The following is a 12,830-nucleotide window of genomic DNA, read 5'->3' on the forward strand; positions in this document are numbered from 1 at the left end:
CTATAATGATGTATGTGATCATTAAAAATAACTTATACTTAAATCCTATGGATTTCAATTTTATTTTTATGCAATGAAAAATAGATTAGCTAAATATATTATTTGTTTTTTTAAGAAATTATAAAAAAACGGCCTCCAAATCTGAAGGCCGTTTTCATTTAAATTCACTGTGACCCGCGCCGGAAGTGGCTAAATCGGGTCGCTGTTCACTACTCGTCCAGCATCACAACTTTGCCGACATACGGCAGATGGCGGTAACGCTGGGCGTAGTCGATACCGTAACCGACAACGAATTCGTCGGGGATCGGGAAGCCGACGTATTCAACTTTAACGTCAACTTCGCGGCGTTCGGGTTTATCCAGCAGGGTGCAGATGGCGAGGGATTTCGGGCCGCGCAGTTGCAGGATTTCACGCACTTTGCTCAGCGTGTTACCGGAATCGATGATGTCTTCGACGATCAGCACATCTTTACCGCGAATGTCTTCGTCGAGATCTTTGAGGATCTTCACGTCGCGGGTGGTGGACATGCCGTTGCCGTAGCTGGAGGCGGTCATGAAGTCCACTTCGTGCGGCACATCCACGGCGCGACACAGGTCAGCCATAAACATGAAGGAACCGCGCAGCAATCCCACCAGCACCATTTCGCTGCCGCTGTGGCGGTAGTGTTCGGTGATTTCACGGCCCAACTCGGCAATTCGGGTTTTGACTTCCTCTTCGGAAATCATGACGTCAACGCGATGTTTCATATAAAGACTAACCACCTGATTTAAGAATATTTATCGCTGCTTTTCAGAAAAGCAGCGACCATATAGTGGAAAGGATTATAACAAAGAACCCGCCGATGAGTAACGCTGGCGTCAGCCAATACCGGCCTGATGCAGGTCATGCAGGTTGATCGCGCCGACCAGTACGCCTTCGCTGTCGACCACCGGCGCGGCACTGATGTGCTGCTGATGCAGGGCTTCGAGCGCCTCGCCCGCCCGCCATTGGGCAGGAAGCTGATACCCAGGACGGCTCATGGCGTCCACCAGCGGATCGTTCAGGCTGTGGCCTTTTACCAGCCAGCGACGCAAATCGCCGTCGGTGAATACGCCGACCACGCGCAGGCTGGCGTCGCAGACGGCAATCAGTCCCAGACCGGTGCGGCTCAGTTCCAGCATCGCGTCCATGACATTTTTCTGGCTGTCGACCACCGGCAGACGATCGCCGGTGCGCATCAGATGATGCACGCGGTTCAGCAGACGCGCGCCGAGACTGCCGCCGGGGTGTGAACGGGCGAAGTCTTCCGCGCCAAAACCCCGGTGCCGCATCAGTGCCATCGCCAGTGCATCGCCCAACATTAAGGTATTCACCGCGCTCGAGGTCGGTGCCAGCCCCATCGGGCAGGCTTCACGCTCGACGCTGATATCCAGCACACAATCGGCTGCCAGCGCCAGCGGGGAATCTTTGCCGCCGGTGATAGCAATCAGACGGGTTTGGTTTTCTTTCAGCAGCGGCAGGATCAGATCTAATTCTTTTGCCCGGCCGGAATAGGAAATAAAAATCAGCACGTCTTCACTGCCGATCATCCCCAGATCGCCGTGCAGCGCCTCAGCGGGATGCACGAAAAACGCCGGTGTGCCGGTGCTGGCCAGTGAGGCGGCGATCTTCTTGCCGATATGACCGGATTTTCCCATGCCGGACACCACCGCTTTGCCGGTGCAGTTCAGCAATAAGCGGCAGGCGCAGAGGAAATTATCATCCAGCCGCGTCAGTAACCGGCGGGCTTCTTCTATTTCGATTTCCAGCGTTTCACGTGCGTAATTCAGTAATGCGTCACTCATCGTCTTCCCCGACTAAAATTATGCGGATCCCCAGTTTTTCGATGGCATCACGATATTGAGCGCTCAGCCCGCTGTCCGTGATCAGCGTATCGACCTTGCCTAAATGACACACCACGTTCGGGCTTTTACGGCCGAATTTGGATGAATCCACCAGCAGGAAAATACGCTCAGCCGCTTTACACATCGCCTGACTGACGCCGTGAACTTCGTTGAAAGTGGTGACGCCGCCATCGAGATCGACGCCATCAGCGCCGATAAACAGCTTATCGAAGTTGAATTTATCAAAGGCGCTTTCGGCCAGGCTGCCGTGAAAGGAGGAGGATTTTTTGCGGTAGGTGCCGCCGGGCATCAGGATCGTCTGGTCGTTGTCCAGTTCCACCAGCGCGTTGACGATATGCAGGCTGTTGGTCATGACGGTGATGTTATTGAACTGGCTGAGGAAAGGCACCATCTGCATCACGGTGCTGCCCGCGTCAAAAATCAGCGAGTCGCCGTCCTGAATTTCCTGAATGGCCGCGCGGGCGATGCGCAGTTTTTTGCCGGTATTGATGTGGGTTTTACGGTCGATAGGCTGATCGCCTTCTTCACGGCTCAGCACTACGCCGCCGTAGGTGCGGATCACCGCGCCCTCTTCTTCCAGCAGGGTCAGATCTTTACGAATAGTGGTGCCGGTGGTGGCGAAATGCGCGGCGAGATCGTCCACCGCTGTCTTTCCAAATTGCTGCAAATGCGCCAGTATCGCCGCCTGCCGTTGCTTAGGTTTCATCACGATTTTCGCTCAAATTTTAAGATATATTCACGCCATCATTCTTTTTGAAAGATAATAGCTTTTAAAATGAAAATATCATGATTTCGGTTCAATCGCTAATGATAGTGCAGTTTGAATATTCGGATCTTTCGGGAAGATCACACCTGTCATCAATTCTTCCCGGCTCATGCCATTAAGCGAGGAAACCGGCTGCGGACGCGCGAAAATCGTCAGGCCGCGCAGCAGGAATCCGTCACAAACTTTCTCCTGTTTATCAAATGCCAGCGCCAGCACCACTCTCGGTTTGAAACGTCCTCCGGAACGCCCGACGCCGACGTTTCCCTGTAGACACAATCTGTCGAATGCCCGGTTAAAGCGCTGTAACTGCCACCAGCCGAGCGCGATTTGCGCCATCCAGGCCAGCACTGCACAGAGGATTAATGCCGAAGTCGGGGTCATCATTTTCTCCTTACCATGACTTTCTGCGTTACATCGTTACCCGCCCCTGCAAAACAGGGGCGGAGGACATCAGAACATCACCTGACCGCCGGTGATGTTAATCGACTGACCGGTGCAATAAGAGGCTTTGTCGCTGGCGTAAAACAGCAGCATATCCAGCACATCCTGATAGTCGCACCCGCGTTTCAGCGGCACTTTATCGATGTAATACTGCTCGACTTCATCGGCCTTAAGGCCGAGTTTTTTGGCGTACTGCGGCAATAACGACTGGAACATCGGCGATTTGAGCAAATTACCCAGCATCAGCGAATGCACGGTAATGCCGTACTCCGCCAGATCCAGCGCCAGAGACTGTGTCAGCCCCACGCCGCCGAATTTAGCCGCGCTGTAACCGGCGTTGTGTTTGCTGCCCACTTTGCCGGATTTGGAGTTGATCTGAATAATCCGCCCCGGCACGCGGTCGCGGATCATCAGACGGGAAAACTCGCGGGCGCAGAGGAAATAGCCCACCAGATTGACCTGCAGGGAGAGGTCAAAATCGTTGAGGGCGAAGTCGGTGATCGGCGATGCCTTCGCCATTCCCGCGCTGTACACCAGCAAACTGACCCTGCCAAACGTCTGATCCACCGCTTTCGCCAGTTGTTCTACGCTGGCTTCGTTGGTGGCATCGACGGCAAAACCAAACGCCCGTTCCTCACCAAACTGCTGGTTGATTTGTTCTGCCACCGACGCGGCATTCTTCTCATTCAGATCCGCCACCGCCACGCGATAGCCGGATTCAGCCAGCCCCTGACAGAGAAATGCGCCCAGCGTCTGTCCCCCGCCGATCACGACTGCAACCTGTTCCATAACTGACTCCTGATTCTGATAGTTAATCGATAAATTTCAATATGCTGCCCAGCGGGATATCGTCGGGCGTGGTGCCTTTTACATGGACGCTGCCGGGAAATTCAGCGTCGGCACTGCCGTCAAACCGCAGGGTGATATGCCCCAGTTCGCGCAGATTCTGCATCGCCACGTCGCCCACGGCGGTCACCGGATAACGCACATCCGCCAGCTCCATGTATGCGCCACGGTGCAATTCCCCTTCGGTTTTGCCGTGCTGATGAATGAAGCAATAATCCTGAATATCTGCCGGTGCGCCTTCGCGGAAGGTGATCAGCATCTGGTCGGTCAGCGCCTCACGGGCGAAGTCGCCGATGTGCGTAATGGTGGTTTGATAAATGGTTTGCACGGTGACTCCTTACTGATAGATGAAAGCGGAAGCGGCCCAGGCGATAAGCACCGTCGGTGCGCCGGTCAGAAAACGGCTGACCAGCACCGAAGGCACGCCGACGCGCACGGTGTCCTGTTTGGCTTCGGCGAGCGAGAGTCCGACAGGAATGAAATCGCACGCCGCCTGAGCGTTGATGGCGAAAAGTGCAGGCAGTGCCAGATGTGGCGGGATATTGCCGAGTCCGATCTGTACCCCCACCAGCACGCCGATCACCTGCGCGATGACCGCGCCGGGGCCGAGGAAGGGCGAAAGCAGCGGGAAGGAGCAGATCAGCGCCAGCATCACCAGCCCGACGGGGCTTTTTGCCAGCGGCGTCAACCCGTGCGCCACCAGATCGCCCAGCCCGGACGCCATGATGATGCCGATCAGCGCCGCCACGAAGGCCATAAACGGCAGGATAGTTTTGAGTACGGTATCGATGGTGTCGCGCCCGGCCTGGAATAACACCGCCACGCCGGATCCCATCCCCATGCCGACTTTCGCCAGCAGGCCGTCGCTCTGTTCGGTAATTTTTTTGGTGGTGTCGTAATCACGCCCTGCCGCAGCGGGTGCGGGCTTCGTCGCAGCCGGTTCAGCGCCGTCTGCCAGGTCGATCACAATGTCATCCTCACGCACGCCGGACACATAAATGTCTTCAGTAATGAACTGTGCCAGCGGGCCGGACTTGCCGGTCGAATGAATATTTACGGTAGGAATGCGGCGCTTGGGGTAGATGCCGCAACGCAGCGTGCCACCGCAGTCGATCACCGCCACGCCGATTTCTTCCGCCGGCGGCTCACCTTCTTTGAAGCCATCCACCGTTTCCCAGCCGGTCAGTGCCGCCAGTTTGTCGACAATCGCCGGGCGCGTGCCCGCCGTGATATACACCACTTTTTTGCCGGGTACCGCGTCAATCAACAACGGACCACCCCAGCCACCTTCGCCCCGGTTAATGCGGATCTTAACGCTCATTTTCTGCTCCGATTTTTAGAATTGGATCTGTTTACAGCTGAACCTGACGATCAAGCTGGATGCCCATCTTGCGTTCGAAGATGCGGGTGGTGAGATCCGTTACCCAGCCACGGAAGAAGTTGGTCACCATGCCCACCAGGAAATAACTGACGGCCAGCGGCCCGAGCGGTAAACCCAGTGTGGTCAGCCCGCTCGCCACGCCGAGATAGACAAACAGTTCACCGGGATTGATGTGCGGGAACAGGCCGTTCATGGAATGGCAGCTGTAAGAGCCTGCGGCGTAATAGCTGGGTTTGTAGATTTCAGGCATAAAGCGCCCGAGGCTGAGGGTCATCGGGTTGCAGAAAACAAAGGTGCCGATCACCGGCAGCAGCAGATAACGTGAAACCGGATTGCCCGCGCAGCGTTGCGCCAGTCGTTCGATCCGCCGCTGTCCGACAAACACGATCAGCGCGTTCATGACCACCAGTAAGCTGATTAAGAGAGGCAGAATGCCGGTGACCATCCCGACAAACACCTCCCCGCCCTTTTGAAACAGGCCGATAAACCACTCGGCTCCGTGCGTTATTACGTCGATCATCATCTTCTCCTGTAGGGATACATGTGGGTTTACGCTTTCATGTTTTGTCACTCCACGCTAAAAATATAATCATTATGAATTTATATTAATTATATATTGATCACACTTTGAAAGTTTAATCTTTCAAAATGAAAGATTACTAAGCAAGGGGTATCACAGAGAAGGAAATGAACGGGCGGAAAGGGAGCGGAAGCTGGCCGGAGGATCGTCTCCGGCCTGTGGATTTTTAAGAGAGGAAGGAAAGAAAATCAGATCACTTTGATACGGTGAAACCCAGCATCATGCCGGTGTCTTCATGTTCCAGCAGATGACAGTGCGCCATATAAGCATGTTGTTTGTCGGCCAGATGGTTAAAGCGCACCAGCACTTCACTGCGTGCCCCTTCTACCCGAACGATATCTTTCCAGCCCTGACGGTGCGCTGCCACCGGCTGACCGTTTTCAGAAAGAATACGGAACTGCGTGCCGTGAATATGGAAAGGATGCAGCATCATGTCGCCTTCGCCCGAGATCGTCCATTTCTCGTACTGACCTTGTTTCACATCGAAAGCAGGAACATTCATGTCGTAGGCTTTGCCGTTGATTTTGTTGCCCTGCATGAAATCGTAGCCGCCAGCGGGCTTACTCATGTCCATTCCTGCCATGTTGCCATGACCGTCGTGGCCGGACCCGGACATCCCCGGCATCGCCGCCATCCCGCCGTCACCGTGATCCATGCTCATGCCTGCCATGGCGTTATGACCATAACGTTTCATTAATGCGGCCATGCCCTGCTGATCGAGTTGCGGATCCATCATCAGTTGCAGCCAGCGGGTCGGCAGATTGTCGACAGACACCAGCGCCGGAAGCGGCACCAGCGTATCCGGCAATGCCCCGCCGCTTTGGGTGAGCGTCGGCTGAATGCGCAGCACCGGCAACGGCTTATCGAACGGTGCCAGCGTCATGCCCATTTGTTTCACCGGCAGCGTGACCAGATCAAAGGCTTTGCCGTCGGTACACTCAATCAGCACTTCAAAACGTTCGCCCATCAGCATCGGCAAATCGCTGACTTTCACCGGTTCCGGCAGGAAACCGCCGTCGCTGGCGATGACATACATCGGACGATTATCGCTGGTGGCGATATGCAGCGAACGTGCGTTACAGCCGTTGAGCAGCCGCAGACGCAGCCAGCCACGGGAAATCCCGTGCTGCGGATACACCGCGCCGTTGGTCAGCATGTGCTGCCCGAACCAGCCGACGGCGGCGGTCATGACATCCATCTGATAATCGATCTGTCCGGCGTCGTTCAGGCGTTTATCCTGCAAAATAATGGGAATATCATCCACGCCCCAGCGTTTCGGGATCTGCAAAATATCGCTGCTTTCATCTTCAATCAGCACCATGCCCGCCAGCCCCATCGCCACCTGATGGCCGCTGGTCTGATGCGGATGCGGGTGGAACCAGCAGGTCGCCGCAGGCTGATCGAGCTGTAACGTCACTTTACGGTTCTGGCCGGGTTCGATGAGTCCCTGTGGTCCGCCATCGACGTCACCCGGAATTTCCAGCCCGTGCCAGTGCACGGTACTGGCGACATTCAGCCGGTTATTGACGGTCACGCTGACCGGCTTGCCACGGCGGATACGCAGCGCGGGGCCGAGGAGATTACCGTTTACCCCCCAGGTGCCGGTGTTCACGCCGGGCAGAAACTGGCTCTGACCGCGCTGCAAGGTGAGCGTGAAGGCATTGCGGATATCGGGTTCGAGTAACGCGGGGATCGGCAAAGCCGGACGGTCAGCGGCGAGCGCGAAACGGCTCCAGCCGGGCAGCGTACTGGCGGCGCCCATCAGGGTCGTCCACTTTACGAAATCGCGACGGTTCATTTTTCAGTCCTTATGAGGGGCAATTGCCAGACGGATGGCGTAAGCGTGCCATAATAGTACAACAGCCTAAACCCTCTCCTTAGGGGAAGGTCAAGCGGCTGACGCGGGGAAAAGAAATTTGGTGCCACACAATGCAAATATGGTAACGTCATTTTAATGATTTGCGCGCCAGCGCTTTCCCCACTTTCTCTCTAAAAGAACAAGAACACGTCCATGAAAAAAACAACATTGTGTTTGCTGTTACTGTCGCTGCTCGGCTTTTCCTCCGCCAGTCAGGCACTGAGTGAATCAGAAGCGGAAGATCTTGCGGATCTGACGGCGGTCTTTGTGTATCTGAAAAATAACTGCGGCTACGAGCAACTGCCGAATACGCAAATCAAACGCGCGATCGTGTTTTTCGCCCAGCAAAACCGCTGGGATCTGAGCAATTACAACAGCTTTAATATGCAGTCGATGGGCGAAGACAGCTACCGCGATCTGAGCGGCATCGCCGTACCCAAACCGACCAAATGCAAATCTCTGGCGCGTGACTCGCTGAGTTTGCTGGCCTACACCAACTAAACCCTGTCAGCCGGTTTACCGGTCTTGTGCTCCGTCATTCTGCTGCCGGAGCCTGTCTTCTTCCCCCGACTTTCCGCGCCACGCCTGCCTCGTCTACACTTAAGCTAAATTGACCTGTCTGAAATTCAACCGTGCATGGACGGGCAGAGTTAGCTATCATGTGCGCCCATTTTTATGGCTGCGATTGATCAGGAGAAACAACGACATGTCCCGGAACTCGTCATCCAAAGAAATATGGTATGAGACGCTGCACGCCCATTTTGGCCAGTATTTTAGCGTCGAAAAAGAGTTATACCGTGAGAAAACCGATCATCAGGATCTGGTGATTTTCGAGAACGCGGCGCTGGGTCGCGTGATGGCACTCGACGGCGTTGTGCAAACCACCGAACGTGATGAATTCATCTACCACGAAATGATGACCCACGTACCGCTGTTCGCCCACGGCCACGCCAAAAAGGTGTTGATCATTGGCGGCGGTGACGGCGCCATGCTGCGCGAAGTGTGCCGTCATAAAGGCGTGGAAGCGATCACCATGGTGGAAATCGATGCCGGTGTGGTGTCGTTTTGCCGCCAGTATCTGCCGAACCATAATGCCGGAGCCTATGATGATCCCCGTTTCAAACTGGTGATCGACGACGGTGTGAACTTCGTTAATCAGACCAGCGAAACCTTTGATGTGATCATCTCCGACTGCACCGATCCGATCGGTCCCGGAGAAAGCCTGTTCACCTCGGCGTTCTACGAAGGTTGTGCCCGCTGCCTCAATCCGGGTGGCATTTTTGTGGCACAAAATGGCGTCTGCTTCCTTCAGCAGGATGAAGCGGTCAACAGCCACACCAAACTGAGCCACTATTTCAGTGATGTCAGTTTCTATCAGGCCGCGATCCCGACCTATTACGGCGGCATCATGACCTTTGCCTGGGCGACCAACAGCCCGGAATATCGCCAGATCGACAACCCGACTTTGCAGGCGCGTTTCGACGCCGCAGGGATCACCTGTCGTTACTACAATCCGGCGATCCACAACGGCAGCTTTGCCCTGCCGCAATATTTACTGAATGCCCTGTCAGCCGCGCGCTGATACGACATCCATAAGGGGGTGAACTAAATTGCAAAAGCTGAAACTGCATGGCTTCAACAACCTGACCAAAAGCCTGAGTTTTTGTATCTACGATATCTGCTACGCCAAGACCGCAGAAGATCGTAAGGGCTACATTGCCTACATTGACAAAGAATATAACGCCAACCGGTTAACGGAAATTCTCACCGAAACCTGCTCCATCATCGGGGCAAACGTGCTTAACGTTGCGCGTCAGGATTACGAGCCACAGGGTGCCAGCGTCACGATTTTAGTGAGCGAAGAGCCGGTGGATCCGCGTGATGTGGACACCACTGAGCATCCGGGGCCGTTACCGAATTCCGTGGTCGCGCACCTGGATAAAAGCCATATCTGCGTGCACACCTATCCGGAAAGCCATCCGGAAGGCGGACTCTGTACCTTCCGCGCCGACATTGAAGTCTCGACCTGTGGCGTGATTTCACCGCTGAAAGCGCTGAACTATCTGATCCACCAGCTGGAATCCGATATCGTCACCATCGATTACCGTGTGCGCGGTTTTACCCGCGACGTGAACGGGGTGAAACATTATATCGACCACTCGATCAATTCGATTCAGAACTTCATGTCGCAGGATATGAAAGCGCTGTACGACATGATGGACGTCAACGTGTATCAGGAAAACATCTTCCACACCAAGATGTTGCTGAAGGAATTCGATCTTAAGCATTATCTTTTCAATGCCAAACCGGAAGAACTGAGCGCGCAGGAGCGCAAGGATATTACCGATTTGCTGTACAAAGAAATGCAGGAGATTTATTACGGCCGCAATCTGCCGTCAGTCTGATCTGCGTTAAACAATAAGAAAAGGCCGGGCAGCGTTAAATGTCCGGCCTTTTTTTGTATAGACAAATTCTGATAATAAATATTCTCCCCGTGCGAAACTCAATAAGCATTACTTAAGTAAAATATCCTGGCACATCTGAAAACCCGCTATACTCCTTAAGACAAATTAATGTTAAATCAGTCATTAAATCCTTATTTAACTCAAATTATTGAACGATCGATCTCAGTATTAAGCCAAATTCCAGAAATAATACACAGGCTATAAATCAAATAAAATTCACGTATAACCAATAATTTAGCTTATGGCAGATCAAAAGATCGCTTTTTTCTTAAAAAGAGATAAAACCCTTTATATCTCCCCCTCCGACCATTAGCATCCTCCTATTGCTTACTAAGCAACCAGCTCCATCCACCTGCAAGCAGAAATAAAAAATGAAAATGAGTAAATTAAAGACCGTATCCAGCCTGCTGGTCACGAGTTCTTTATTGGTTTCCGGGGTTTCCCGGGCCGGGGAAAATTTGTTAAGCAGCAATACTGAAGGGATGCGGCACTATGTCAGTTATGGTGCTGAATATTATAAGTGGGACGAAACCGTTGATAATATGGACGGTAAATATGTTGCTGAACATGGCCCGCGCCTGCGTGTTAATTTCGGATCCAATAATTACCTTGATGCCCCCGGCGGATTATTAAAAGCCTGGGACATGAGCGTGATGTTCGGGATCGTCAGTTATAAAGGCAGCACCCTCGACGATCAGGCCAACGTGCCAAACGGCACGCTAAAAGGAAAAACCTACTACACCGGCTACAGCGCGGACATCACACGCGGCTACCGTTACCGGGCATCCGACCGTGTTTCTTTCGATATGAAAGGCACACTCGGCGGTCAGGCATGGTTGCGTAACATCCGCTCTGATGATGTGTATATTGCGTCGGAGAATACCACCCGCAATTACAACGCGGTGGAAGTCACGCTGCAACCTTATGCCAAAGCGGCACTGGGGGCGAACTGGCAAATGACCGCTGATTCACGACTGAGTCTGGAAGGCGGTGCGCTGTATCCGATTAAAACCTGGACGCACAGCAATCAGGGCGCGGTCTGGCTTGAGCCGAAATCTACGCTTTCGCCTTTCACCAGCCTGACCTGGAACATCAACAAAGATGTCTTTGTGAAAGCCAGTTATGTGCATCAGAAATACGGTAAGTCGGACGAGAAACAGGGTGATCTGAACGGACGCACCGTCGGCTATTATCAGCCTGCGACCACCACTTCAACCGTGGGTCTGGAAGTCGGTTTCTACTTCTGATGATTTCAGCGAATAAGTCCCCCTCAAGCGGATTGTTCCGGTGTAAATAACCGGAACAATCGCTTATCTTAAAAGCCTCCTTTTCCAGAGGCTTACCTTTCATATGGATCGTTTTGCAACGCTGTCTGGCGTTCTCGCCATTTTATTGTGGAGCATGAGCGTGGCGCTCACCCGCAGTTTGTCCGAATCTCTGGGGCCTTTTGGTGCGGCCGCGTCTATTTATACTGTCAGCGGAATTATGGTGTGGATGGTCGGCGGCAAGCCAACGTTGCGCGGCGAATCTGCGGCCTATCTGATCATCTGCGGCCTGTTATTTATCTTTTATATGGTGGCGTTTTCGCTGGCGATTGGTCTGGCGCATACCCGGCAGCAAACGCTGGAACTCGGGTTGATTAATTATTTGTGGCCGAGTCTGACGCTGCTGTTTGCGGTACCGCTGCTGAAATTGCGCGTACGCTGGTGGATCTGGCCGGGCGTGGTGCTGGCGTTTGCCGGTGTGTTGTGGGCGATCAGCGGCGGTCACGGGCTGGATATGCATCAGCTGCTGCGCAATGTACGGGGTAATCCGGTGGCCTACAGTCTGGCGCTGGGCGCGGCCGTTTCATGGGCGCTGTATTCCAATCTGGTGCGGGTATTGTGTAAAGGCAAAGGCGTGCTGCCGTTGTTTCTGCTGGCGACCGGTGCCGTGCTGTGGGTGCTGTACTTTACCTATTCATCGAACCGCATCAGCCTGAGATTACCGGCGATTCTTGAACTGCTGGCAATGGGCGCGGTGACGGCCATTTCGTATCAGTGCTGGGATATCGCGATGAAAAAAGGCAATGCGACGCTGGTGGCCGCGTTGTCGTACTTCACGCCGCTGTCATCGATTCTGATTGCCGGGTTATGGCTGCACACGCTGCCGGGCGCGAGTTTCTGGCCGGGCGTGCTGATGGTGGTCGGCGGTTCGCTGCTGTGCTGGACCGCCTCGCGGGGTAAATAAATTTTAGCGATAGGTCGTCACGAAAGCACGGTATTTGGCGAGGACTTGCAGAAAGTCCTCGACGCCGCAAAACGCCAGACTCTCTTCATCGTAATAACTCATGCCTTCTTCAATCTCATCACCGTCGAAATCCAGCTGATTGGCGCGGATCATCACTTCATCGTCGGCTAACAACAGCGTGTATTCATGGCCGACCATTTGCGTCTGGCGCTCGCTGCCTTTCAGTTCGCTCAGCGCGGCTTCGACATTATCGAGTACGCTCAGATCGCCCTTCACCTCTTCATTCAGCCAGTGACCAAGCACTTCATGGCCCATCGAGAAACGCACTTTGACCTCACCGGTGATGTCGCGCAAAAAATCGTAATCCATGGTGCAGTCCTC

Annotated in this window: 15 protein-coding genes; 5 read left to right on the forward strand and 10 right to left on the reverse strand. The window is 53.9% G+C overall.

What is annotated here, in order from left to right:
• Positions 1–209 precede the first annotated feature (209 nt).
• The 9 genes from hpt to cueO form a co-directional block, all read right to left on the reverse strand.
• Complete coding sequence (gene hpt / locus EYY67_RS20275) at positions 210–746, reverse strand: hypoxanthine phosphoribosyltransferase (protein ID WP_131694266.1); 537 nt, start codon at positions 744–746, stop codon at positions 210–212.
• A 111-nt stretch (positions 747–857) separates the two neighbouring features.
• The gene (gutQ, locus tag EYY67_RS20280) at positions 858–1,823 is read right to left on the reverse strand and encodes an arabinose-5-phosphate isomerase GutQ (RefSeq protein WP_131694267.1); all 966 of its coding nucleotides are present in this window, start codon (positions 1,821–1,823) and stop codon (positions 858–860) included.
• Positions 1,816–2,589 carry a glucitol operon DNA-binding transcriptional repressor SrlR gene (gene srlR / locus EYY67_RS20285; protein ID WP_095924689.1) on the reverse strand — a complete coding sequence of 258 codons (774 nt, stop codon included), beginning with the start codon at positions 2,587–2,589 and terminating at the stop codon, positions 1,816–1,818. Before srlR ends, gutQ begins: the two co-directional genes overlap by 8 nt.
• Before the next feature lie 78 nt (positions 2,590–2,667).
• Entirely contained in the window at positions 2,668–3,030 is a 363-nt protein-coding gene (gutM, locus tag EYY67_RS20290; protein WP_095924688.1) for a transcriptional regulator GutM, read from the reverse strand.
• A 69-nt stretch (positions 3,031–3,099) separates the two neighbouring features.
• Entirely contained in the window at positions 3,100–3,879 is a 780-nt protein-coding gene (gene srlD, locus EYY67_RS20295) for a sorbitol-6-phosphate dehydrogenase (RefSeq protein ID WP_095924687.1), read from the reverse strand.
• A 22-nt stretch (positions 3,880–3,901) separates the two neighbouring features.
• A complete protein-coding gene (gene srlB / locus EYY67_RS20300; RefSeq protein ID WP_131694268.1) occupies positions 3,902–4,264 on the reverse strand; it encodes a PTS glucitol/sorbitol transporter subunit IIA in 363 nt (120 codons plus the stop codon).
• 9 nt (positions 4,265–4,273) lie between these two features.
• Positions 4,274–5,257 carry a PTS glucitol/sorbitol transporter subunit IIB gene (srlE, locus tag EYY67_RS20305; protein ID WP_095924685.1) on the reverse strand — a complete coding sequence of 328 codons (984 nt, stop codon included), beginning with the start codon at positions 5,255–5,257 and terminating at the stop codon, positions 4,274–4,276.
• 31 nt (positions 5,258–5,288) lie between these two features.
• Entirely contained in the window at positions 5,289–5,837 is a 549-nt protein-coding gene (gene srlA, locus EYY67_RS20310; protein ID WP_095924684.1) for a PTS glucitol/sorbitol transporter subunit IIC, read from the reverse strand.
• A gap of 253 nt (positions 5,838–6,090) precedes the next feature.
• Entirely contained in the window at positions 6,091–7,695 is a 1,605-nt protein-coding gene (cueO, locus tag EYY67_RS20315) for a multicopper oxidase CueO (RefSeq protein ID WP_131694269.1), read from the reverse strand.
• Between the two features lie 213 nt (positions 7,696–7,908).
• Between cueO and EYY67_RS20320 the strand changes: the two genes are divergently transcribed.
• From EYY67_RS20320 to yddG, 5 genes are all read left to right on the forward strand, one after another.
• Positions 7,909–8,256, forward strand: coding sequence for a YacC family pilotin-like protein (locus EYY67_RS20320; RefSeq protein WP_095924682.1), 348 nt, complete (start codon positions 7,909–7,911; stop codon positions 8,254–8,256).
• A gap of 205 nt (positions 8,257–8,461) precedes the next feature.
• A complete protein-coding gene (speE, locus tag EYY67_RS20325) occupies positions 8,462–9,337 on the forward strand; it encodes a polyamine aminopropyltransferase (protein WP_095924681.1) in 876 nt (291 codons plus the stop codon).
• A 28-nt stretch (positions 9,338–9,365) separates the two neighbouring features.
• On the forward strand, positions 9,366–10,160 hold the full coding sequence (speD, locus tag EYY67_RS20330) for an adenosylmethionine decarboxylase (RefSeq protein WP_095924680.1): 795 nt from the start codon (positions 9,366–9,368) through the stop codon (positions 10,158–10,160).
• Positions 10,161–10,597: 437 nt separating this feature from the next.
• On the forward strand, positions 10,598–11,467 hold the full coding sequence (locus EYY67_RS20335) for a hypothetical protein (RefSeq protein WP_242675618.1): 870 nt from the start codon (positions 10,598–10,600) through the stop codon (positions 11,465–11,467).
• A gap of 103 nt (positions 11,468–11,570) precedes the next feature.
• Complete coding sequence (yddG, locus tag EYY67_RS20340; protein WP_095924678.1) at positions 11,571–12,449, forward strand: aromatic amino acid DMT transporter YddG; 879 nt, start codon at positions 11,571–11,573, stop codon at positions 12,447–12,449.
• A 3-nt stretch (positions 12,450–12,452) separates the two neighbouring features.
• Here the strand turns inward: yddG and yacL are convergent, their stop codons facing one another.
• On the reverse strand, positions 12,453–12,818 hold the full coding sequence (yacL, locus tag EYY67_RS20345; protein ID WP_095924677.1) for a protein YacL: 366 nt from the start codon (positions 12,816–12,818) through the stop codon (positions 12,453–12,455).
• Positions 12,819–12,830: the final 12 nt, after the last annotated feature.

Source organism: Rahnella victoriana (assembly GCF_004330295.1).
Lineage (GTDB): Bacteria > Pseudomonadota > Gammaproteobacteria > Enterobacterales > Enterobacteriaceae > Rahnella > Rahnella victoriana.

Bases quoted from the DNA above. Each gene is read 5' to 3' on its own strand.
- hpt (WP_131694266.1), bottom strand. From the start codon at position 746: ATGAAACATCGCGTTGACGTCATGATTTCCGAAGAGGAAGTCAAAACC.
- gutQ (WP_131694267.1), bottom strand. From the start codon at position 1,823: ATGAGTGACGCATTACTGAATTACGCACGTGAAACGCTGGAAATCGAA.
- srlR (WP_095924689.1), bottom strand. From the start codon at position 2,589: ATGAAACCTAAGCAACGGCAGGCGGCGATACTGGCGCATTTGCAGCAA.
- gutM (WP_095924688.1), bottom strand. From the start codon at position 3,030: ATGACCCCGACTTCGGCATTAATCCTCTGTGCAGTGCTGGCCTGGATG.
- srlD (WP_095924687.1), bottom strand. From the start codon at position 3,879: ATGGAACAGGTTGCAGTCGTGATCGGCGGGGGACAGACGCTGGGCGCA.
- srlE (WP_095924685.1), bottom strand. From the start codon at position 5,257: ATGAGCGTTAAGATCCGCATTAACCGGGGCGAAGGTGGCTGGGGTGGT.
- srlA (WP_095924684.1), bottom strand. From the start codon at position 5,837: ATGATCGACGTAATAACGCACGGAGCCGAGTGGTTTATCGGCCTGTTT.
- cueO (WP_131694269.1), bottom strand. From the start codon at position 7,695: ATGAACCGTCGCGATTTCGTAAAGTGGACGACCCTGATGGGCGCCGCC.
- EYY67_RS20320 (WP_095924682.1), top strand. From the start codon at position 7,909: ATGAAAAAAACAACATTGTGTTTGCTGTTACTGTCGCTGCTCGGCTTT.
- speE (WP_095924681.1), top strand. From the start codon at position 8,462: ATGTCCCGGAACTCGTCATCCAAAGAAATATGGTATGAGACGCTGCAC.
- EYY67_RS20335 (WP_242675618.1), top strand. From the start codon at position 10,598: ATGAGTAAATTAAAGACCGTATCCAGCCTGCTGGTCACGAGTTCTTTA.
- yddG (WP_095924678.1), top strand. From the start codon at position 11,571: ATGGATCGTTTTGCAACGCTGTCTGGCGTTCTCGCCATTTTATTGTGG.
- yacL (WP_095924677.1), bottom strand. From the start codon at position 12,818: ATGGATTACGATTTTTTGCGCGACATCACCGGTGAGGTCAAAGTGCGT.